18 protein-coding genes are annotated in these 23,039 nt (G+C 65.1%); 2 read left to right on the forward strand and 16 right to left on the reverse strand.

The annotated features are described in order from the left end of the window. Positions 1–3 precede the first annotated feature (3 nt). The 16 genes from ACIPK7_RS00115 to leuC all read right to left on the reverse strand — a co-directional run bounded on the left by ACIPK7_RS00115 (position 4) and on the right by leuC (position 18,990). On the reverse strand, positions 4–1,215 hold the full coding sequence (locus ACIPK7_RS00115) for an O-succinylhomoserine sulfhydrylase (protein ID WP_401084260.1): 1,212 nt from the start codon (positions 1,213–1,215) through the stop codon (positions 4–6). An 11-nt stretch (positions 1,216–1,226) separates the two neighbouring features. Beyond that, the gene (gene purF, locus ACIPK7_RS00120) at positions 1,227–2,732 is read right to left on the reverse strand and encodes an amidophosphoribosyltransferase (RefSeq protein ID WP_138215004.1); all 1,506 of its coding nucleotides are present in this window, start codon (positions 2,730–2,732) and stop codon (positions 1,227–1,229) included. A gap of 106 nt (positions 2,733–2,838) precedes the next feature. Beyond that, positions 2,839–3,381 carry a CvpA family protein gene (locus ACIPK7_RS00125; protein WP_192430218.1) on the reverse strand — a complete coding sequence of 181 codons (543 nt, stop codon included), beginning with the start codon at positions 3,379–3,381 and terminating at the stop codon, positions 2,839–2,841. 104 nt (positions 3,382–3,485) lie between these two features. Then, positions 3,486–4,151, reverse strand: coding sequence for an SPOR domain-containing protein (locus ACIPK7_RS00130; RefSeq protein WP_192430219.1), 666 nt, complete (start codon positions 4,149–4,151; stop codon positions 3,486–3,488). Positions 4,152–4,173: 22 nt separating this feature from the next. Beyond that, positions 4,174–5,454, reverse strand: a complete 1,281-nt coding sequence (gene folC, locus ACIPK7_RS00135) for a bifunctional tetrahydrofolate synthase/dihydrofolate synthase (protein WP_401084263.1) — start codon at positions 5,452–5,454, stop codon at positions 4,174–4,176. Continuing rightward, positions 5,451–6,326 (reverse strand): acetyl-CoA carboxylase, carboxyltransferase subunit beta, encoded by an 876-nt coding sequence (accD, locus tag ACIPK7_RS00140; protein WP_081519370.1) that lies wholly within the window; start codon positions 6,324–6,326, stop codon positions 5,451–5,453. Before accD ends, folC begins: the two co-directional genes overlap by 4 nt. 257 nt (positions 6,327–6,583) lie before the next feature. Beyond that, entirely contained in the window at positions 6,584–7,207 is a 624-nt protein-coding gene (locus ACIPK7_RS00145) for a phosphoribosylanthranilate isomerase (RefSeq protein ID WP_401084266.1), read from the reverse strand. Between the two features lie 57 nt (positions 7,208–7,264). After that, positions 7,265–8,122 (reverse strand): tRNA pseudouridine(38-40) synthase TruA, encoded by an 858-nt coding sequence (gene truA, locus ACIPK7_RS00150; protein ID WP_192430223.1) that lies wholly within the window; start codon positions 8,120–8,122, stop codon positions 7,265–7,267. Positions 8,123–8,141: 19 nt separating this feature from the next. Continuing rightward, a complete protein-coding gene (locus ACIPK7_RS00155) occupies positions 8,142–11,012 on the reverse strand; it encodes a FimV/HubP family polar landmark protein (RefSeq protein WP_401084269.1) in 2,871 nt (956 codons plus the stop codon). A gap of 168 nt (positions 11,013–11,180) precedes the next feature. Then, complete coding sequence (locus tag ACIPK7_RS00160; protein WP_192430225.1) at positions 11,181–12,191, reverse strand: aspartate-semialdehyde dehydrogenase; 1,011 nt, start codon at positions 12,189–12,191, stop codon at positions 11,181–11,183. Positions 12,192–12,286: 95 nt separating this feature from the next. Next, a complete protein-coding gene (locus tag ACIPK7_RS00165; RefSeq protein WP_401084272.1) occupies positions 12,287–13,435 on the reverse strand; it encodes a FimV family protein in 1,149 nt (382 codons plus the stop codon). 311 nt (positions 13,436–13,746) lie between these two features. Next, positions 13,747–14,859: an aspartate-semialdehyde dehydrogenase gene (gene asd, locus ACIPK7_RS00170; protein WP_138215011.1), complete on the reverse strand. Its 1,113-nt coding sequence runs from the start codon at positions 14,857–14,859 to the stop codon at positions 13,747–13,749. 80 nt (positions 14,860–14,939) lie between these two features. Continuing rightward, positions 14,940–16,022, reverse strand: a complete 1,083-nt coding sequence (gene leuB, locus ACIPK7_RS00175) for a 3-isopropylmalate dehydrogenase (protein WP_024766915.1) — start codon at positions 16,020–16,022, stop codon at positions 14,940–14,942. 86 nt (positions 16,023–16,108) lie between these two features. Then, positions 16,109–16,873, reverse strand: coding sequence for a class I SAM-dependent methyltransferase (locus ACIPK7_RS00180; RefSeq protein ID WP_401084275.1), 765 nt, complete (start codon positions 16,871–16,873; stop codon positions 16,109–16,111). Positions 16,874–16,906: 33 nt separating this feature from the next. Beyond that, positions 16,907–17,551 (reverse strand): 3-isopropylmalate dehydratase small subunit, encoded by a 645-nt coding sequence (leuD, locus tag ACIPK7_RS00185; RefSeq protein WP_401084278.1) that lies wholly within the window; start codon positions 17,549–17,551, stop codon positions 16,907–16,909. An 11-nt stretch (positions 17,552–17,562) separates the two neighbouring features. Then, a complete protein-coding gene (gene leuC, locus ACIPK7_RS00190; protein WP_401084281.1) occupies positions 17,563–18,990 on the reverse strand; it encodes a 3-isopropylmalate dehydratase large subunit in 1,428 nt (475 codons plus the stop codon). Positions 18,991–19,156: 166 nt separating this feature from the next. On the opposite strand from leuC, the gene ACIPK7_RS00195 reads away from it, so the two are divergent. Both ACIPK7_RS00195 and ACIPK7_RS00200 read left to right on the forward strand, forming a co-directional pair. Then, complete coding sequence (locus ACIPK7_RS00195; protein WP_024766911.1) at positions 19,157–20,050, forward strand: LysR family transcriptional regulator; 894 nt, start codon at positions 19,157–19,159, stop codon at positions 20,048–20,050. 112 nt (positions 20,051–20,162) lie between these two features. Continuing rightward, the gene (locus ACIPK7_RS00200) at positions 20,163–23,039 is read left to right on the forward strand and encodes an EAL domain-containing protein (protein ID WP_401084284.1); all 2,877 of its coding nucleotides are present in this window, start codon (positions 20,163–20,165) and stop codon (positions 23,037–23,039) included.

Below are 23,039 nucleotides of genomic sequence, written 5' to 3' on the forward strand. Positions count from 1 at the left end.
CGCTCACAGCGCCGCCAGGCCTCGCGCCAGGTCGGCCTTGATGTCATCGACATCTTCCAGGCCCACGGCGACGCGGATCAAGTTGTCACGGATGCCGGCGTTCTCGCGCTCCAGCGGCGACAGGCGACCGTGGGAGGTGGTGGCCGGGTGGGCGATGGTGGTCTTGGTGTCACCCAGGTTGGTGGTGATGGAGATCATCCGGGTGGCGTCGATGCAGCGCCAGGCTGCCGCCTTGTCACCCTTCACCTCGAAGCTCACCACCGCGCCGAAGCCCTTCTGCTGACGCTTGGCCAGCTCGTGCTGCGAGTGACTGGGCAGGCCAGCGTAGTAAACGCGCTCCACGCCCGGCTGCTGCTCGAGCCACTCGGCGACCAACTGGGCCGAGGCGCTGTGGGCCTGCATGCGTACGCGCAGGGTTTCCAGGCCCTTGATGAAGATCCAGGCGTTGAACGGGCTGAGCGTCGGGCCTGCGGTACGAAGGAAGCCGACGACGGGCTCCATCTGCGCACGGCGACCGGCAACCACGCCGCCCATGGTGCGACCCTGGCCGTCGATGTACTTGGTAGCCGAGTGGATCACCACGTCTGCGCCCAGCTTCAGCGGTTGCTGCAGCGCCGGGGTGCAGAAGCAGTTGTCCACCGCCAGCAGCGCGCCCTTGGCATGGGCGATCTCGGCCAGCGCGGCGATATCCACCAACTCGGCCAGCGGGTTGGACGGCGATTCGACGAAGAACAGCTTGGTGTTCGGCTTGCAGGCCGCTTCCCAGGCTTTCAGGTCGCTCAGCGGCGGGTAGTCCACCTCGATACCGAAACGCTTGAAGTACTTCTCGAACAGGCTGATGGTCGAGCCGAACACACTGCGCGAGACCAGTACATGGTCGCCAGCACTGCACAGGCTCATCACCAGCGAGAGGATGGCCGACATGCCGGTGGACGTGGCCACCGCCTGCTCGGCGCCTTCCAGCGCGGCGATGCGCTCCTCGAAGGTGCGTACCGTGGGGTTGGTGTAGCGCGAGTAGACGTTGCCCGGCACTTCACCGGCAAAACGCGCGGCCGCATCGGCGGCGCTGCGGAACACATAGCTGGAGGTAGTGAACAGGCCTTCGCCATGTTCAGCCTCCGGGGTGCGGCGTTGCCCGGCGCGCACTGCGAGGGTGTCGAAACCGACGCCCTCCAGGTCGCTGTCCAGCCGGCCGGCTTCCCATTCCTGAGCCATGCCTGCTCTCCTTAGTCGTTATAGAGATCGATGATGGCGCTGACCGCGGCACCCTTGGTCTTGGTCACGTCATTGCGCGCCTGGTCGATCTTGTTCAGATAGGCTTCGTCGACGTCGCCGGTGACGTACTCACCGTTGAACACGGCGCAGTCGAAGTGATCGATCTTGATCTTGCCGCCCTCGGTAGATTCGATCAGGTCCTGCAGGTCCTGATAGATCAGCCAGTCGGCACCGATCAGCTCGCCGACTTCCTCGGTGCTGCGATTGTGCGCGATCAGCTCGTGGGCGCTCGGCATGTCGATGCCGTAGACGTTGGGGTAGCGCACCGCCGGGGCGGCGGAGCAGAAGTAGACGTTCTTCGCACCGGCCTCGCGGGCCATCTGGATGATCTGCTTGCAGGTAGTGCCGCGAACGATGGAGTCGTCCACCAGCATCACGTTCTTGCCGCGGAATTCCAGCTCGATGGCGTTGAGCTTCTGGCGTACCGATTTCTTCCGCGCGGCCTGGCCGGGCATGATGAAGGTACGGCCGATGTAGCGATTCTTCACGAAGCCTTCGCGGAACTTCACGCCCAGGCGGTTGGCCAGTTCCAGCGCGGCGGTGCGGCTGGTGTCCGGGATCGGGATGACCACGTCGATGTCGTGGTCCGGACGCTCGCGAAGGATCTTGTCGGCCAGCTTCTCGCCCATGCGCAGGCGCGCCTTGTAGACCGAGATGCCGTCGATGATGGAATCCGGACGGGCCAGGTAGACGTGCTCGAAGATGCACGGCGCGTACTGCGGGTTGGCCGCACACTGGCGGGTGTAGAGCTTGCCGTCTTCGGTGATGTACACCGCTTCGCCCGGAGCCAGGTCGCGGATCAGGGTGAAGCCGAGGACGTCCAGTGCCACGCTTTCCGAGGCAATCATGTACTCCACACCATTCTCGGTGTGACGCTGGCCGAAGACGATCGGGCGGATAGCATGGGGATCGCGGAAGCCGACGATGCCGTAGCCGGTGATCATCGCCACCACGGCGTAGCCGCCGACACAACGGGCATGCACGCCGGCAACGGCGGCGAACACGTCTTCCTCGGTGGGCTGCAGCTTGTTGCGCACCGCCAGCTCATGGGCGAACACGTTGAGCAGCACTTCCGAGTCGGAGTTGGTGTTCACATGGCGCAAGTCAGATTCGTAGATTTCCTTGGCCAACTGCTCGACGTTGGTCAGGTTGCCGTTGTGCGCCAGGGTGATGCCGTAGGGCGAGTTGACGTAGAACGGCTGCGCCTCGGCGGAGCTGGAGCTGCCCGCGGTCGGGTAGCGCACGTGTCCGATGCCGATCTTGCCGACCAGGCGCTGCATGTGGCGCTGCTGGAAGACGTCACGGACCAGGCCGTTGTCCTTGCGCAGGTAAAGACGGTCGTCCTGACAGGTGACAATCCCCGCAGCGTCCTGGCCACGATGCTGGAGAACGGTAAGCGCGTCATAGAGCGCCTGATTCACGTTCGACTTGCCCACGATACCGACGATGCCACACATGCGACGCAACCCCTAGTTGGTGTTCAGGCTAAAACAATTCCGTATTCGGCAGTATCCACCGGACCTGCCGTAGCGGCGACGGCTACCCGTCGCCTCCGCCCGCCCGTCACTGGGCCGGCAGCAAACCACCCACTCCGGACGGCGGAGTGATGGTCACGCCGGACATCCACTGCCCGGCAAAAGTCAGGATGAAGTTCTTCGACCAGTCGGCGACCATCAGGAAATGCGGCATCAGCACCGATTGCTGCCACCACGGGTCCTGTTGCACCGGCGCCAGGCTTAGCAGGCCGACCAGCAAAACCACCAGCAGCACGCCACGGGCGCCGCCGAATACCATGCCGAGCACACGGTCGGTGCCGGACATGCCGGTTACCCGCACCAGCTCGCTGATGAGGAAATTGACGAGTGCGCCCAGCAGCAGCGTGACGACGAAAAGAAGAGCGCAGGCGGCGATGACACGCCCCGAGGGCAGCTGGATGTAGGGTGCGAGATGCTCGGCCAGGGCGCCGCCGAACATCCAGGCGACCGCACCGGCTACGATCCAGGTGACCAGCGACAGGGCTTCCTTGACGAAACCACGGCTCAAGCTGATCAGGCTGGAAATGACGATGATGCCGATCATCGTCCAATCGACCCAGGTAAATGCCACGTTGCGGCCCAGAAACGGAAAGGCCCCGCATTTTAGCAGAGGCCTTCGATTTAGAAGAGCCCCAGTTTTACATGGGGCTGATTGAGAGAAGCTAACGAACGAACTCAGCCACGCTCAGGCTGGAAACGCACCACGAAACCGTTGAGTTTCTGCTGTTTACCAAGCTGGTCACGCAGACGATCCGCCTCGGCGCGCTCGACCACCGGACCAACAAAGACGCGGTTCATTCCGTCGAAGCTACGCACGTAGGCGTTATAGCCCTGGCTGCGCAAGGACTTCTGCAGCTCGTCGGCGCGGGCGCGATTGGACAGGCTGGCCAGTTGCACCGACCAGCTCACGGGGAGGTTATTGCTGTCCAGGCGCTGGGCCGGCTGTTGCGCCGGAGCGGCAGGAGCAATAGTGGTCTGGACCTGAGCAGGCTGCTGTGCAGGCTTGGGAGCAGCCGGCTGCGGTGCAGGAGCCTTGGGCTGCGTCGGCTGGGCCTGCTGGGTTGGCAGGCTGGCAATGGGAACGGAAGGCGCCTGCGCCGAAGCCGCTTCGGCCGGGGGCACGGCATTCTCCGCATCCTCAGCCTGAGGTTCGGGAACTTCGGTGGGTTGCACCTCTACGGTGGGCATTGCCGGTGGCTTGGGCATCACCGGCGCTTCGACCACCACCTGGCGTACATCATCCTCGCGGGAGAACAGCATCGGCAGGAAGATCACGGCCAGCGCCAGCAGCACCAGCGCTCCGACTACCCGCTGCTTGAGCCCCTTATCGAGCAACGCCATGCACAACTCCCCTTAGGTCCACTTATTGAGCAGCCTTGGCGAGCCACTCCAGGGCATCCGCCACGCTGTAGAACGAACCGAACACCAGTATCTCGTCATCGGTGCCCGCTGCATCACACTGCGCCACCAGTGCCGCGGCGATATCGCCATGGCAGCTGACCTGCGCTCCACGCGCCTGCAGCGCGGCCTCCAGCTCTGCGGCAGGACGACTGCGACCGGTGGGCAGCGGCGCGACGGCCCAATCCTGCACCAAGCCGAGCAAGGGTTCCAGTACGCCGTCGAGATCCTTGTCCGCGAGCAGGCCGAACACCGCGTGGCGCGCCCCCCTGGGCGGCGCTGCACGCAGGCGGCTGGCAAGGTATTGCGCTGCGTGCGGATTATGCCCGACGTCGAGCAGCAAGTGGCGCTCTTCGCCATGCCATTGCACGGTGCGGCGATCCAGGCGCCCGGTCACGCGGGTGCGCTGCAGTGCGGCGACCAGTTGCTCGGACTGCCACGGCAGGTCCAGCAAGGCATACACCTGCAAGGCCAGCGCCGCATTCTCCATTGGTAGGTCGAGCAGCGGCAGGTTGTGCAGGCTCAGCGCCTCGCCGGTGGCGGAACGGCCGCGCCAGTGCCAGTCGCCCTCGCCAATCGCCAGGTCGAAATCGCGCCCGCGCAGGACCAGCGGCGAGCCGAGCTTGCGCGCCTGCTCCATGATCGGCGCCGGAGGCTCCAGATCACCGCAGACCGCAGGCTTGCCGGCGCGGAAGATGCCGGCCTTCTCGAAGGCCACGCTTTCGCGAGTGTCGCCCAGCCAGTCGGCGTGATCGATACCGATGCTGGTCACCGCGGCGACGTCGGAATCGATCAGATTGACCGCATCCAGGCGACCGCCCAGGCCAACTTCCAGCACCACCGCATCAAGGCCTGCGCGCTCGAACAGCCAGAGGGCTGCAAGGGTGCCCATCTCGAAGTAGGTCAGGGAGATTTCGCCGCGAGCCGCCTCGACGGCGGCGAAGGCTTCGCAGAGAGCCTCATCGCTGGCTTCGACGCCATCGATGAGCACCCGCTCGTTGTAGCGCAGCAGGTGCGGAGAGCTGTAGACGCCGACGCGCTGGCCCTGCTCGCCGAGCAGGGCGGCGAGAAAGGCGCAGGTGGAACCCTTGCCATTGGTGCCGGTGACGGTCACCACGCGGGGCGCGGGGCGCCCCAGGCCAAGTCGGCCAGCCACTTCACGGGAGCGATCCAGCCCCATGTCGATTGCCGTGGGGTGGAGTTGTTCGAGATAGCTGAGCCAGTCGGCAAGGGTACGTTGGGTCATCCTGCGAGTGCGGTACTTGGAGTGTGGGTGAATTTGGCCAGCAGGCTGGCGAGCCGCTGACGCATTTCCGAACGGTGGACGATCATGTCGATGGCGCCGTGCTCCAGCAGAAACTCGCTGCGCTGGAAGCCTTCCGGCAGCTTCTCGCGCACGGTCTGCTCGATCACTCGCGGACCGGCAAAGCCGATCAGGGCGCGCGGCTCGCCGACAATCACGTCGCCGAGCATCGCCAGGCTGGCGGATACGCCGCCGTAGACCGGGTCGGTCAGCACGGAGATGAACGGGATGCCCTCTTCGCGCAGGCGGGCCAGCGCGGCGGAGGTCTTGGCCATCTGCATCAGGGAGATCAGCGCCTCCTGCATGCGCGCGCCACCCGAGGCGGAGAAGCAGATCATCGGGCAACGGTTTTCCAGGGCGTAGTTGGCGGCGCGCACGAAGCGCTCGCCGACGATGGACCCCATGGAGCCACCCATGAAGGAAAACTCGAAGGCGCTGACCACGACCGGCAGGCCCATCAGCTTGCCGCTCATGGAGATCAGGGCGTCTTTCTCGCCGGTGTCTTTCTGCGCGGCGGTCAGGCGGTCCTTGTATTTCTTGCTGTCGCGGAACTTCAGACGGTCCACCGGCTCCAGCTCGGCGCCCAGCTCTTCGCGGCCTTCCTCATCGAGGAAGATATCGATGCGTGCGCGGGCGCCGATACGCATGTGGTGATCGCACTTGGGGCAGACGTCGAGGGTCTTTTCCAGCTCCGGACGGTACAGCACCGCCTCGCAGGACGGGCACTTGTGCCACAGGCCTTCCGGTACCGAGCTCTTCTTCGCCTCGGAACGCATGATGGAAGGGATCAGCTTGTCTACCAGCCAGTTGCTCATGCTCTCGTCTCCAGTGCAGGGGCGCGGCGCGGTGGGTTGCGCGTGCCTCTGAGCAAATTCATCGTCGCGGTTCCGACCTCAAGGCCGGAACCCCTCGCAAACAAAGGCGCCGCCTGGGGCGTCGCCACGGATACAGCACTCGATGCGGGTCGCCGGCGGGCAAGCTTGCCCATTGCGACGACTCCCAGCGCCACCCACGGGTAGCGATTGGGTAGTGGACGGCGGCAGGCCGCTCGTCGTCACATGAAGATTCCGCGTCACGCCACCGACCGGCACTGCGCGATGAAGTCGCCGATCTTCTGCGCGTCCTTGATGCCCTTGCTCGCCTCCACCCCGCCGCTCACATCCACGGCATAGGGGCGCACCTGGGCTATGGCGTCGGCCACGTTGCCGACCGTCAGGCCGCCGGCCAGGATCAGCGGACGCTGCACATCCCTGGGTACCAGCGACCAGTCGAAGGCCCGCCCGGTTCCGCCGGGAATGCCTTCCACATAGGTATCGAGGAGGAAGCCGCTGGCCTGAGGATACTTCGCGATCTGCGCCGCCACATCGTCGCCCGGCTTCACGCGCAGGGCCTTGATGTAGCGCTTGTGCCAGCCGGAGCAGACCTCGGGGGTCTCGTCACCGTGAAACTGCAGGACGTCCAGCGGCACCGCATCGAGGATTTCCCCCAGCTCGCAGCGACTGGCATCGACGAACAGGCCGACGGTACTGACGAAGGGCGGCAGCGCGGCAACGATCGCCCGCGCCTGCTGGATGCTCACCGCGCGCGGGCTCTTGGCGTAGAACACCAGGCCGATGGCGTCGGCGCCCGCCTCGGCGGCGGCCAGGGCATCCTCGACTCGGGTAATACCGCAGATTTTGATGCGAACGGCGGACAAGATGCAGCAACCTTCAGGCAAGTGATCGATCGATGGTAGCAAATGACCCTGGCATCGTCAGCCAAAGGTATCCGGCAAACTTGAAAGGAAATGTGGCCCCAGATACCGCTCGGGCAACACGAACTCCTCCGGGTATTCGACGCTGACCAGGTACAGCCCGTAGGGATGAGCGGTGATGCCGCTGGCACGCCGATCGCGGGCCGCCAGCGCCTCGGCCGCCCACTCCACCGGGCGCTCGCCGGCACCGATGGTCATCAGCATCCCGGCGAAATTGCGCACCATGTGATGCAGGAAGGCGTTGGCGCGAACATCCAGCACGATGAAGCGCCCGTGCTCGATCACCTCGAGATGGTGCACCGTCTTGATCGCCGACTTGGCCTGGCATTGCACCGCGCGGAACGAGGTGAAGTCGTGGGTGCCGACCAGTGCGCGGGCCGCCTCGCGCATGCGCGAGACATCCAGCGGACGGTGGTTCCAGGTGACTTCCTCGGCCATGTGCGCCGGGCGGATCTGGTCGTTGTAGATCACGTAGCGATAGCGCCGCGCCATGGCGGTGAAGCGCGCATGGAAATGCGCCGGCATCACCTTGGCCCAGGTCACGCTGATGTCGTTGGGCAGGTTGGCATTGGTGCCCATGACCCAGGCGATGAGCGAGCGCTCGGCGGTGGTGTCGAAATGCACCACCTGCCCGCTCGCGTGCACCAGCGCGTCGGTACGACCCGCGCACATCAGCGAAACCGGATGGTCAGCCACCCGGGACAGAGCTTTTTCCAGCGCACCCTGCACGGTCGGCACACCATTTTCCTGGCGCTGCCAGCCGCGATAGCGCGAGCCTTTGAATTCGACGCCCAGGGCAATCCTGGAAACGCCAACGGCGGCCGATTCGGCCGCCGCTGAGGGTACTGCTTCAATCATCTATCTGGAGCCTTCCGGCTCAGGCGATACGCCCGAGCAGTTCGCGAGCTTCCTGCTGCTGGTTGTCGTTACCCTCGGTGAGGACTTCATCGAGGATGTCGCGGGCGCCTTCGGTATCGCCCATGTCGATGTAGGCACGCGCCAGGTCGAGCTTGGTGGCCGCTTCGTCGGCACCGGAGAGGAAGTCGAAATCGTCTTCATCGTCGGCACCTTCGCCCGGCAGACCCAAATCGCTGGCAGCGAAGCTTTCTTCTGCCAGCAACTCGACCGGAGCCTGCGGCTCGTCGTTCTGCGCGGAGAGACGGTCCAACTCGGCGCTGACTTCATCCAGCTGGGCGGAGAAGCTGTCGTCAGCCTTGGCCGGTGCAGGCTCGTCATCCGCCAGGGACAGGTCGAAATCGTCCGGCAGGTCGTCGGCTTGCGGCGCCTTGCTCTCGATATCCAGAGTGAACTCCTCGGGGCTCACACCGGACAGCGAAGCAGTGTCGTCATCCAGGCCGAGCAGGAAGTCGTCTTCCGCCGAAGTCAGGGTGGAGTGGGTGTCTTTCTCCAGATCCTTGTCCAGGTCCAGGGAGAAGTCGCTAAGGTCGTCGACCAGCGACGGGGCCTCGACCTTGGCAACCGGCTCTTCCGGCAGGTCCAGATCAAAGGCGAAATCATCCTCGGCCTTGGCGCTCGGCGCTGCGGCCGGCGAACCACCCAGACTCAGGTCATCGTCCAGGTCGAAGCTGCCGAAGGACAGCTCGTCGTCCTGTTGCACGACGGGAGCGGCGGGCTTGTCGTCCCCCAGATCAAGGTCGTCCAGCGCCAGGTCGAAGGCGTCATCCAGGCCATTTTGCGGCTGGGCGACGGGCTCGACGGCCGGCGGGGTCGGCTCCACCTCGAAGTCGTCCAGGCTGAACCCATCAAGGTCGTCGGCAGAAGCTGCGGCAGCAGCCAGGCCACCACCCACGGCAGCCAGAGTGACCATCCCCGGGTAGCGGGACTTCAGTTGCTCGACCTGCGGCTCGGCACCACCAATTTCGCGCAGCTCGTTTTCCTGACGGGCGAAACCTTCGCGATCACCGATCTCGGCATAGACCTCCATCAGCTTCAGGCGCAGGTCGGTGCGCTGCGGCTCGTCGTAGATGGCGCCCTGCAGCAATTCGGCGGCCTGGTTGAAACGACCATAGGCGATGTAGATATCCGCCTCGCCCAGCGCATCGCTGGTCTGCGCAGCCACACGCTCGGGAGCAGTCTGAGCCGGGGCAGCAACCTCGGCGGCTTGCGGCACGTCCAGGGTGTCCAGTTCGCTGCCGGCAAGGGTCAGGTCGTCATCGAGATGCGGCTCGTCATCACCGGCGTAGGCAGCGAGGCTTTCCTGCTCCTTGGCGGCGCGACGGCGGGAAATGATCATCAGCAGGACCAGCAATGCCAGCAACGCGCTACCAGCAATCGCACCCAGCCAGATCGGGTTGGCGAGAATCTCGTCGACGATGCTGGTTTCAGCCTGCTCGACCGGTGCGACAACGGGAGCCGGTTTTGGCTTCTGCGCTTCCGGCGCGGGGGCCGCTGCGACAGGAGCTGGTGCGGGAGCCGGGGCCGGCTGCGGTTGCGCCTCGGCGGCAGGAGCCGGAGGGGTGCCTGCAGCGCCCCCCGGAGTCGGTGCGGCCGGTTGCTCTGCGACCGCCGGAGCCGGTGCAGTGGCGGGCTGGGCAGCCGAATCGGCGCCCGGCACAGGAGCCGGAACAGCAGCGGCGCCGTTAGCAGCACCAGCCTTGTCGTTGCCCAGTTCGCTCTGCAGCTTGGCCAGTTGGGCATCCTTCAGCGCGATAAGCTTCTGCAGCTTATCCATCTGGCTCTGCAGGTCGGTCATGCGGCTGGTCAGCTCGTCGTTCTCGCGACGGGTACTGTCCAGGCTTTCCTTGGTGACGGCCAGCTTGTCAGCGACGGCCTGGCCGTCCTTGCTGCCCTTGTCGCCCCCCTTTGCCTTGCCGTTCTCGCCGGAAAGCAGGCGCAGGCTGTCCTTGGCCTCGGCCTGGGCCGGGGCGTTGCCGGCGTTGGCGCGCGGTGTGGCATCCAGCTGACGGGCGCCGCCAGTGGGCAGGCTGCGACCTTCACGCCAGGCGGTGTACTGCTGGTTGACCTCGGTAACGGCTGCCGGCTGGGTGCGAGCCTTGATCTGCTCGGCATCGGGCAGGCGCAGCACTTGGCCGCTCTTCAGCCGGTTGATATTGCCGCCGAGGAAGGCATCGGGGTTGAGGTCCTGGATCGCCAGCATGGTCTGCTGGACGGAAACGCTGCCATCCGGGCGCGCACGGGCGGCGATTTCCCAGAGGGTGTCATTCTTGCCGGTGCGGTACTCGTTGCCTTCCAGGCGCCGAGCCGGGGCGGCAGGAGTGGCGCTTGGCGCGGGGGTTGCGCGCGGCGCGGCAGTGGCGGACGGGCGCACCACCGGAGCGGGAACGGCCATCGGCGCACGCGGCACGGCGGCAGCGGTCTGCGGCGAATACAGCGGCGGGTCCAGCAGCACGGTGTACTCGCGCAGCAGCCGGCCATTGGGCCAGAGCACTTCCACGAGGAAGTTCAGGTAGGGTTCCTGCACTGGCCGGTCGGAGGTCACGCGAATGACGCTCTTGCCGTTCGGCTTGACGATGGGCGTGAATTTCAGCCCGGTCAGGAAGTACTGGCGGTCGACGCCGGCCTTGTTGAAGTCTTCTGGCGAAGCCAGCTTCGGGATTACCTCGGCCGCGGACAGGTCACGAACTTCGACCAGCTCGATTTCGGCATCCAGCGGCTGGTTCAGCGCCGAACGCAGGTGGATATCCCCCAACCCCAGCGCATGCGCCATGCCCGAGGTCAGTGCCGAAGCAGCTGCGATTGCCTGCACCAGTTTGCGAAGCCGGACCATATATTAATCCCTTGTTTTAATAGCTTTTTTCTGGATTAGAACAACGTCTAACGGGCGCCGCTGCCCACTACACCTTCCGTTTTTACGGCGGTGTTCTCCCCTGTCAGCGACGTTCCCGGCCAGTATTGCCAAGCTAGAATACTTCTTCAAATATTCGGTAAGTATCTTTTACAGATAGTGTTTTATCAACAATTCGCCCAAGTTCACAGCATTTAGGGCTGCGCCTTTTCTCACATTATCTGACGCAATCCACAAATTCAGTTCGCATGAATCTGCCAGACCGGTCCGTAGGCGACCGACGTAAACACTATCCTGTCCCTGTGCATCACCGATGACAGTCGGGTAATCGTCTTGCACCAGCTCGATACCTTCGGCCGCGTCCAGGGCACCGCTGACAGCCGCCAGGGAAACCGGCGCTGCCGCCTTGATGGAAAGCATCAGGGTATCGCCAAAGAATACCGGCGCCAGGCTGCAGGTCACGCTCAGACCATTCTTCAGCTCGGGGAACAGCACGGCGAGCTCTTCCCCGATGCGGCGCTCCACCACGGAATAGCCCTGCTCGTCGACGCCGCCCAACTGCGCCAGCATGTTGAAGGCGAACTGGCGATCCACCAGCCGCGGCTCCAGCGGACGGGCATTGAGCAGCTCGGCGGTCTGCCGCGCCAACTCCTGCACACCCTCGCGCCCTAGCGCGGAAGCGGACAGGCAGGCGCTCACAGTGACCTGGCGAAGCTCCAGCACGCCGCGCAGCACGGCAAGCACTTCGGCAACCTCGGCGGCCGGCGCTGCCGGGGCAGCAATCAAGGCGGGAAGCTGCAGGGTTTCGACGGCCTCGCCATTCACGCTGGCCTGGGCCAGCAGCGCGGCGGCATTGCTCAGCGACGCCCCACTGAGATCGATCACGCTGCAACCGGCCGCACGGGCGCGGGCGGCGCAGTCGGCAGCAGCTTCGGCGCCCACGGAGAGGAAGGCCAGGCGCACCTTGGCGAAGTCGAAATCATCGAGCTTGCCGACCCGGATGTTGCGCCCGCGGAAAGCGATCGACTTGCCGGCGGATTCGCCGCTGGCCAGCAGGTATAGGTTGGCGACAGGGAAGTCGCGCTCTTCCAGCAGTTCGACCAAAGCCTCGCCAACGAGTCCAGTGGCGCCTACTACGGCGATGTCGAGTGTTTCAGGCATCCGGGGTCTCACAATCGGTGGGTAAAGTAGCGCAGCACTTTACTGCCCCCACCAGCGGCGAAGCAATCGAGGGCCCCGCCGCCTATCGCCGCAGCTCAGGGGCGCGGCGCACCCTCCGCCGCCTGGGCGGTCAGCGGCGCGCCGGCCTGGGCAACCGCACCGGCTGCAGCCTGGGGATTGCCGGCTTGCGGAGCCGCCTGGGTCCTGGCGCGGTCCTGCTCGGCCAGACGCGCGATGAGACCGGCGATCTGCGAATCCTTCAGCTCGATCAGCTTGTTCAGTTTCTGGGTCTGGCTTTCCAGGTCGGATATCCGGCTGCGCAATTCATCGCCCTCGCGACGCGCGCTGTCCAGGCCCTCCTGAGCCACCGCCAGTTGCTCGGCCTCGACCTTGCCCTTGTCCTTGCCCGGCTGACCGGAGATCAGGCGCAGGTTGTCGCGCTCTTCGGCCTTTGCCGGCGCGCTGCCCGCTTCGGCCTTGTGGGTCGCGTCCAACTGGCGACCCTGCTGGGCCAGTTGCGGATTGCGCTTGGCTTTCCACTCGGAATTCTGGGTTTCTACGTGAGCCACGGCCTGGGCGTGGCTCTGCTCGCGAATCTGCTGTTCGCTGGGCAGGCGCAGGACCTGGCCGGCTTTCAGGCGATTGACGTTGCCGTCGACGAAGGCATCGGGGTTCATGCGCTGGATCGCCACCATGGTCTGCATGACCGAGACGCTGCTGGAAGGCCGATTGCGCGACGCGATGTCCCACAGCGCGTCGTTGCGCTGGATGCGATAGCTGTCAGCCGGCGAATTGGCAACCGATGGCGCTACCGACGGCGCCAGCGGTTGCACTTGCGGCGCGCGGACCGCAGCCACCGGCGCGATGGCCGGCGGCGTGACCGGGCTGGCCAAGTAGGTCGGCGGGTCCAGCAGCAAGGTGAATTCGCGCACCAGGCGACCCTGCGGCCAGACCACCTGGAGGACGAAGTTCACGTAGGGCTCGCGAATCGGCTTGGACGAGCTGACGTGAATGACGCCACGGCCGTTCTTGCCGACGTCGGGCGTGAATTTCAGCCCGCTGGCGACCACATTGCGGTCCACACCCAGACGCTCGAAGTCATCTGCCGAGGCAAGACTCACCACGACTTCTTCAGAACTCAGGTCAGCCACGCCGCGCAGGTCGATATTGGCCGAGAGGGTCTGCCCCAGCGCTGCCCGCGAGGAGATGTCGCCCAGCTCCAGGGCGCCTGCCATGCCCGGCATGAACGCCGCGGCGACTGCCGTCGCCAACCACAATTTGTGTAACCGAGCCATTGTCTCCCCCGCTGCTTGCTTGCCGTCGGCCGGCGCGAAAAGGCGCGCCGAAACCTGTCCCCATGGACGGGCTGCGAGGATAGCGACTGGTTCCCGGTGGCATTTGCGGGTGCGTCACAGAAACTGGCGCCAAAGAGCCGGCAGTCAAACGGACTGGCGTTTTTGTGCGGCGGTTCACCTACACGCTGGGAACTTCTCGTGCGCCACAAAGCACGACGCCGGCTCAGGCCGGCGTCGTGGGATTCACACTCAGGAGCGAATCAACGCTCGAGCAGGATACGCAGCATGCGGCGCAGCGGTTCGGCGGCGCCCCACAGCAGCTGGTCGCCCACGGTGAAGGCGCCCAGGAACTGAGTGCCCATGTTGAGCTTGCGCAGACGGCCGACCGGAACGCTCAGGGTGCCGGTGACGGCCGCCGGAGTCAGTTCGCGCATGCTGATCTCGCGCTGGTTGGGGATCAGCTTGACCCAGGGATTGTGCTGGCTGATCAGGCCTTCGATGTCCGCGATGGGTACATCCTTGTTCAGCTTGATGGTCAGCGCCTGGCTGTGGCAGCGCATGGCGCCAATGCGTACGCAGATGCCATCCACCGGGATCGGGTTCTTGAAGCGGCCGAGGATCTTGTTGGTCTCTGCCTGGCCTTTCCACTCTTCGCGGCTCTGGCCGTTGGGCAGTTCCTTGTCGATCCACGGGATCAGGCTGCCAGCCAGCGGCGCACCGAAGTTTTCGGTGGGCATGGCGTCGCTGCGAATGGCTTCGGCGACCTTGCGGTCGATGTCGAGGATGGCGCTGGACGGGTTGGCCAGGTCATCGGCGACGGAAGCGTTGATGGCGCCCATCTGCTTGATCAGCTCGCGCATGTTCTGCGCGCCGGCGCCCGAGGCCGCCTGATAGGTCATGGCGCTCATCCACTCGACCAGGCCGGCTTCGAACAGGCCGCCCAAGGCCATCAGCATCAGGCTGACGGTGCAGTTGCCGCCGATGTAGTTCTTGGTGCCGGCGTCCAGCGAGTTGTCGATGACCTTGCGGTTCACCGGGTCGAGGACGATCACTGCGTCATCCTGCATGCGCAGGCTGGAGGCAGCGTCGATCCAGTAGCCCTGCCAGCCCGCTTCGCGCAGCTTGGGGAAGACTTCGCTGGTGTAGTCGCCGCCCTGGCAGGTCAGGATGACGTCGAGGGTTTTCAGTTCCTCGATGCTGTAGGCGTCCTTCAGGGGGGCAATGTCCTTGCCAATGGACGGACCTTCGCCACCCACGTTGGAGGTGGTGAAGAACACCGGCTCGATCAGGTCGAAGTCCCGCTCTTCCAGCATCCGCTGCATGAGCACCGAACCCACCATGCCACGCCAACCGATCAGACCTACACGCTTCATCGCTACTACACCTTCAAATATTTAGAGGGCCGTCGTTCCCGCTTTCCTACAGGGGCGCGGGAACGAGCGAGCCGGACAGATTACAGATTCCGCAGTGCTGCGACTACCGCGTCGCCCATTTCGCGGGTACCGACCTTGGTGCAGCCTTCGGACCAGATGTCACCGGTACGCAGGCCCTGGTCGAGTACCAGGCTCACGGCCTTCTCGATGGCGTCAGCGGCGGCGCCTTCGTTGAAGGTGTAACGCAGCATCATCGAGACCGAGAGGATGGTCGCCAGCGGGTTGGCGATGCCCTTGCCGGCGATATCCGGCGCGGAACCGTGGCAAGGCTCGTACATGCCCTTATTGTTCGAATCCAACGAGGCAGAAGGCAGCATGCCGATGGAGCCGGTGAGCATGGAAGCCTCATCCGACAGGATGTCGCCGAACATGTTGTCGGTGACCATCACGTCGAACTGCTTCGGCGCGCGGACCAGCTGCATGGCGGCGTTGTCGACGTACATGTGCGACAGCTCGATGTCCGGGTAGTCCTTGGCGACTTCCTCGACCACTTCGCGCCACAGCTGGCTGGAGGCCAGGACGTTGGCCTTGTCCACCGAGCACAGCTTCTTGTTGCGCACGCGGGCCATGTCGAAGCCGACGCGAGCGATGCGACGGATTTCGCTTTCGCTGTACGGCAGGGTGTCGTACGCCTGGCGCTCGCCGTTCTCAAGCACGCGCTGCTCGCGCGGTTGGCCGAAATAGATGCCGCCGGTCAGCTCGCGGACGATGAGGATGTCCAGGCCGGCGACCACTTCGGGCTTCAGGCTGGAGGCATCGGCCAGTTGCGGGTAGAGGATGGCCGGGCGCAGGTTGCCGAACAGACCCAGTTGGGAGCGGATCTTCAGCAGGCCGCGCTCGGGGCGGATGTCACGCTCGATCTTGTCCCACTTCGGGCCGCCCACGGCGCCCAGCAGTACAGCGTCGGAGTTGCGCGCGCGCTCCAGGGTCTCGTCAGCCAGCGGTACGCCGTGCTTGTCGATAGCGGCGCCGCCGATCACGTCTTCGGTCAGCTCGAAGCCCAGGGCGAACTTGTCGTTGGCCAGCTCCAGTACCTTGACCGCCTCGGCCATGATTTCCGGGCCGATACCGTCGCCGGGGAGAACCAGAATCTGTTTGCTCATCTCTCTGCTCACTTTAGAAAGTCGCTTGGCAAAAAACGTAACGCCCCGGGCGGCGCAGGCCACCCGGAGCGATCAAAAAACTGAAATCAGCGCTCGGCCCAGAGCACCAGCACGTCGGTGCTGAAGGAACCCTCGGCATCGATCTCGAAATACTCACGCACCTCGTCGCCCATCGAAAGCTGCAGGGCACGAATGGCCTGGCGCATCACCTCGGGAGTACGCATGCGCTCGACCCAGGAAGTGAACTCCAGGCGCAGGCGCTGACGTTTCTGCGCAGTCACCGCCAGGCCGGCTTCGCCGACCAGACGTGCCCACTCCGACGGGGAGTAGTCACGCACGTGGCTGGTGTCGCGCAGGACCTCGACAGTCTGCAGATAGGTGTCCAGCAGAGGCAAGCCCGGCGCCGCGACATCGATGAAGCAGGCCACGCCGCCCGGCTTGAGCACGCGGCGCACTTCGCGCAGCGCCTGGCCGACATCCCGCCAGTGGTGCGCGGAATAACGGCTGAAGACGAAGTCGAACTCGCCATCCCCGAACGGCAAACGCTCGGCAACGCCCTGCCGCGTACGAATATTGTCGAGGCCACGCTCGGCGGCAGACGAAGCCACTACGTCCAGCATCTGCTGGGAGAGGTCGTAAGCGATCACTTCCCCGCAAAACTCGGCGATCTGGAAGCTCACATGCCCGGCACCACAACCAAGGTCGAGCACGCGCGAACCGGCGTCAGCCGCCACGGCCTCGCGCAGCAGCGCGAACTCCTCACCCTGCGCGTGTACGGCACTGGTCAGGTAAGCGTTGGCCTGAGCGCCGAACTGGCGCTGGACCACTTGCTCGTGACGACTCTCGGTCATGCTGCTCTCCTTGACGCGATGGTGCGACGCCGCTCAGGCGTCGCGGAACAACCAGGGCTGGTTCTGCTTGTAGCCGGTTTCGAAACGGCGGATGGCCTCGGCGTCCTGCAGGGTCAGGCCGATGTCGTCCAGGCCGTTGAGCAGGCAGTGCTTGCGGAACGCGTCCACTTCGAAGCTGTACTGCTTGCCGTCCGGGCGCGTCACGGTCTGCGCGGCGAGGTCGACGGTCAGCTGGTAGCCCTCGGTGGCTTCGCACTGCTGGAACAGCTCGTCGACTTCTTCGTCCTTCAGGATGATCGGCAGCAGGCCGTTCTTGAAGCTGTTGTTGAAGAAGATGTCGGCGAAGCTCGGCGCGATCACGGTGCGGAAGCCGTACTCGTCCAGCGCCCACGGCGCGTGCTCGCGGGAGGAGCCGCAACCGAAGTTCTCGCGGGCCAGCAGCACGCTGGCGCCCTGGAAGCGCGGGAAGTTGAGGACGAAGTCCTTGTTCACCGGACGCTTGGAGTTGTCCTGGTTCGGCTGGCCCACGTCGAGGTAGCGCCACTCGTCGAACAGGTTCGGGCCGAAGCCGGTGCGCTTGATCGACTTGAGGAATTGCTTGGGAATGATCTGATCGGTGTCGACGTTGGCGCGGTCGAGCGGCGCGACGAGACCGGTGTGCTGGGTAAAGGCTTTCATGTTCGGTCTCCTCAGGCCTGCATCAATTCACGAACGTCGATGAAACGACCGGTCACGGCAGCCGCGGCGGCCATCGCCGGACTCACCAGGTGGGTACGACCACCGGCGCCCTGGCGGCCTTCGAAGTTGCGGTTGGAGGTGGAGGCGCAGTGCTCGCCGCTCTCCAGGCGGTCCGGGTTCATCGCCAGGCACATGGAGCAGCCCGGTTCACGCCATTCGAAGCCGGCTTCGATGAAGATCTTGTCCAGGCCTTCCTGTTCAGCCTGGGCCTTCACCAGGCCCGAACCCGGCACGACCAGCGCCTGCTTCACGGTGGCAGCGACCTTGCGGCCCTTGGCCACGGCGGCGGCGGCGCGCAGGTCTTCGATGCGCGAGTTGGTGCAGGAGCCGATGAATACGCGGTCCAGCTGAATATCGGTGATCGCCTGGTTGGCGTTCAGCCCCATGTACTTCAGAGCGCGGACGATGGAGTCGCGCTTGACCGCATCGGCTTCGGCCGCCGGGTCCGGCACGTTCTGGTCTACCGCGAGGACCATCTCCGGGGAAGTGCCCCAGCTGACCTGCGGCTTGATGTCCTCGGCACGCAGCTCGACGATGGTGTCGAAGTGCGCATCGGCGTCGGAAATCAGGTCGCTCCAGGCTTCCACGGCCTTGTCCCAGTCGCTGCCTTGCGGCGAGAACGGGCGGCCCTTCACGTATTCGACGGTCTTCTCGTCGCACGCCACCATGCCGACGCGAGCGCCCGCCTCGATGGACATGTTACAGATGGTCATGCGGCCTTCCATGGACAGGTCGCGGATGGCGCTGCCGGCGAATTCAAGGGCATGACCGTTGCCGCCCGCAGTACCGATCTTGCCGATCACCGCGAGGACGATGTCCTTAGCGGTCACGCCGAAGGGCAATTTGCCTTCCACGCGAACCTGCATGTTCTTCATCTTCTTGGCGACCAGGCACTGGGTCGCGAGCACGTGCTCTACCTCGGAAGTGCCAATGCCGTGGGCCAGCGCGCCGAAGGCGCCGTGGGTCGAGGTGTGCGAGTCGCCGCAGACCACGGTCATGCCCGGCAGGGTCGCGCCCTGCTCCGGGCCGACCACATGGACGATGCCCTGGCGGACGTCGTTCATCTTGAATTCGAGGATACCGAAGTCATCGCAGTTCTCGTCCAGGGTCTGGACCTGGATGCGCGACACTTCGTCGGCGATGGCCGCGAGGCCGCCCTTGCGCTCGACCTGGGTGGTCGGCACGTTGTGGTCCGGGGTAGCGATGTTCGCGTCGATGCGCCACGGCTTGCGGCCGGCCAGGCGCAGGCCTTCGAAGGCCTGCGGCGAGGTCACTTCGTGGAGGATATGGCGGTCGATGTAGATGAGCGACGAACCATCGTCACGGCGCTTCACCTCGTGCATTTCCCAGAGTTTGTCGTAGAGCGTCTTGCCGGCCATCAGAGAGTCCTCATCAGCGTCTTTCTATGCCCCTTGGGCTTGTGGGGATGATGCTATGGCCAGACGTCAAATAACTCAAATTCATATTTTTTATCCAAAGGATTCCCACAAGGAATACGGTGCGTTATAAAAGTCGGGCGCCGCTTCCAGAGCGCGGGGAGTCGACATGGATCTGACCAGCCTGAACACCTTCCTGGCCATCGCCGAATCCGGCAGTTTTTCCGAGGCCGGCGAGCGCCTGCACCTGACCCAGCCGGCCATCAGCAAGCGCATAGCCGCCCTGGAGAACCAGCTGGGAGTACGTCTGTTCGACCGCGTTGGACGCGAGGTGACCCTTACCGAATCCGGCCGCGCCCTGTTGCCGCGCGCCTACCAGATCCTCAATGTGCTGGACGATACCCGCCGCGCCCTGACCAACCTGAATGGCGAAGTGAGCGGCCGGCTGGTCCTGGCCACCAGCCACCACATCGGCCTGCACCGCCTGCCGCCGCTGCTGCGCGCCTTCACCAAGGCGCACCCGCAGGTGGCGCTGGACATCCAGTTCTGCGACTCGGAAGTGGCCTACGAAGAAATTCTCCATGGCCGCGCCGAACTGGCCGTGATCACCCTCGCTCCGGAAACCGCCGAACCTGTGCGCGCCGTGCCGGTGTGGGACGACCCGCTGGACTTCGTCGCCGCCCCCGAGCACCCGCTGTCGGTGCAGGGCCCGGTGTTCCTCGCCGATGTGGCGCGGCACCCGGCAGTATTCCCTGGCGGCAACACCTTCACCCATCACATCGTGCGGCGCATGTTCGAGGCCGAGGGCCTGACGCCGAACATCGGCATGAGCACTAACTACATGGAGACCATCAAGATGATGGTCTCCATCGGCCTGGCCTGGAGCGTGCTGCCGCGCACCATGCTCGATGACAGCGTCGTCCGCCTGCCACTGCAGGACATCCAGCTCAGCCGCCAGCTGGGCTACATCCTGCATACCGAGCGCACGCTGTCCAACGCCGCACGGGCCTTCATGCGCCTACTCGACGCCCAGGCGGCCGGGCTTGCGCCTGTCGCGGCCTAACCTCTATTGTTCTGACAGAACTAGAAGAAGGGGCCCGAATGCCCGTCCGCACACCCGTTCGCGTTAGCCGGCCCCCCTTGGCCGGCGCTGCCAGACACAGGGGGAGCGCCGCATGAGCCGCGATCCGCACACGCCCCCGCACGCCTCCCACGGACAGGACAAGTTCGCCAAAGCCTTTCATACCGCGCCCGATGCCATGGTCATCACCGACCGGGACAGCGGAAAACTCCTCGAACTCAATGCCAGTTTCGTCGACCACTTCGGCTGGAGCCGCGAAGAAGCCCTCGGCCGCACCTCCCTGCAACTCGGCCTCTGGCGCAGCCTGGACGAACGCCAGCGGATGCTCGACAAGATCACCGCCGAGCGCCAGGTCGACGGCTTCGACGTCACCCTTATCACCCGTACCGGCGAAGTCCGCAGCGCCCGCGTCTACGGCTGCCAGATCGAACAGGACGGCCGCCCCTGCCTGGTCCTGACCGTTCGTGACATCACCCGCATGCGCGCCCAGGAACGCGCCCTGCGCGACAGCCAGGAGCGCCTGGACCTGGCGCTGGACTCCGCGCAGCTGGGCATCTGGGACTGGCACATCCCCAGCGGCCTCCTCTACGGCTCGGCCCGCGCCGCCGTTCTGCACGAATTGCCTGACCGGGATTTCCACGGGCCCTTCGGCGAATTCTTCGCCTGCGTCGACAAGACCGACCGCCAGCGCATGCGCCAGGCCTACGCCCGGCTCGCTCGCGGGCCGGAGAACGACTACCAGTTCACCTACCGCGCCCAGCTCGACTCCGGCGAAGTGCGCTACCTGGAAAGCCGCGCGCGGCTGTACCGCGATGCCGATGGCAAACCGCTGCGCATGGCCGGCACCCTGCTCGACATCACCGACCGCGTCCTGCGCGAACGCAGCCTGCAAGCCTCGGAAGAGAAGTTCGCCAGCCTGTTCCAGGGTAGCCCGGACCCGATCTGCGTATCGCGGGTGCGCGACGGCGAGTTCGTCGAAGTAAACCCGAGCTTCTGCAGCACCTTCGGCTGGCTCGCCGAGGAGATCATCGGTCGCTCGTCCCACCAGGTGACTTTCTGGGCCGACCACCACCAGCGCTCGCGGCTGTTCGAGCAACTCATGCGCGACCACTCGCTGCAGAACGTCGAGGTGCAGTTCCTCACCCGTGAAGGCCAGACCATCACCTGCATGGTGGCCAGCCGGCTGATCTGGGTCGACCGCCAGCTGTGCATCCTTTCCAGCTTCCGCGACGTCACCCGCCGGCTGCAGGCCGAAGCCGCGCTCAAGGCCAGCCAGGAGAAGTTCGCCAAGGCGTTCCACTCCAGCCCCGACGCCATCACCATCACCGAACGCGAGACCGGCCGTTATATAGAGGTCAACGAAGGTTTCTTCCGCCTCACCGGCTACCCTCCGGACGAGGTCCTGGGACAGACCTCGCTGGGCATGAATATCTGGGCAGACCCGGACGAGCGCCTGAACATGATCGCCGCGCTGAACCGCGACGGCTTCGTCCACCACCTGGAAATGCGCGGCCGCCACCGCGACGGCACGATCAAGACGGTGGACGTGTCGGTGGAGCCGATCGAACTGGGAGGCGTGGACTGCCTGCTGCTCACTGCCCGCGACACCAGCGAGCTGCGCGAGGCCGAGGCGCGCATCCAGCACCTGGCCTACCACGACGCCCTGACCGACCTGCCCAACCGCGCGCTGCTGATGGACCGCCTGAAACAGCAGATTTCCCTACTGCAGCGCCATAGCCTGCGCGGCGCGCTGATGTTCCTGGATCTGGACCATTTCAAGCACATCAACGATTCCCTCGGGCACTCGGTCGGCGACTCCATCCTGCAGATGGTCACCGCGCGCCTGGAGGCCAGCGTGCGCCAGGAAGACACCGTAGCGCGCCTGGGCGGCGACGAGTTCGTGGTGCTGCTGACGGGCATCGAGGGTAGCCGTCTGGAAACCGCCCAGCAGGTACGTCAGCTGGCGGAAAAACTCCGTGACCTGCTGGCCGAGCCGATGCTGCTGGACGGCCACCGCTTGCAGATCACGCCGAGCATCGGCATCGCGCTGATCCCCGATGACGGCGCGACCCCGGACGACCTGCTCAAGCGCGCTGACATCGCCATGTACCGCGCCAAGGACGCCGGCCGCAATACCGTGCAGCTGTTCCACGAGTCCATGCAGCAGGCAGCCATCGAGCGCCTGCGCCTGGAGAACGGCCTGCGCATGGCGCTGGCCCGCCGTGAATTCAACCTGCACTACCAGCCGCAGGTGGACGCCCGCGATTCGCGCATCGTCGGCGCCGAGGCACTGCTGCGCTGGCGCCACCCGACTCGCGGGCCGCAATCGCCGGCCAGCTTCATCCGTGTACTGGAGGACAGCGGGCTGATCGTCGAGGTCGGCCAGTGGGTACTAGAGGAAGCCTGCCGCACCGGCGCGCGACTGCTCTCCGAGGGCCACATCAATGTCGAGAACTTCAGTCTCAGCGTGAACATCAGCCCCCGGCAGTTCCGCCAGAGCGACTTCGTCGAGCGCCTGCTTACCCTGCTGCACAAGACCAAACTGCCGCCCAGCCTGCTGAAACTCGAGATCACCGAGGGCATCGTGATCCAGCAACTGGACGACACCATTGCACGCATGGAGCGCCTGCGTGAAGCCGGCGTGCAGTTCGCCATGGACGACTTCGGCACCGGCTATTCCTCGCTGACCTACCTCAAGCGCCTGCCGGTGGATAGTCTGAAGATCGACCAGAGCTTCGTGCGCGACGCACCCAGCAACAGCAACGACGCGGAAATCGTCCGCGCCATCATTGCCATGGGGCATAGCCTCGGGCTGGAACTGGTGGCCGAAGGGGTGGAAACCCCGGAACAGTTGGCGCTGCTGACCGACCAGGGTTGTCACCTGTACCAGGGCTACCTGTTCGGCCGCCCGGTGCCGCTGGAGGATTTCATCGCCCTGCTGCCCGGCAACGATACCCGGCAGGCGACCTGA

This window comes from Pseudomonas sp. NPDC086581 (genome assembly GCF_044746165.1).
Classification (GTDB): domain Bacteria; phylum Pseudomonadota; class Gammaproteobacteria; order Pseudomonadales; family Pseudomonadaceae; genus Pseudomonas.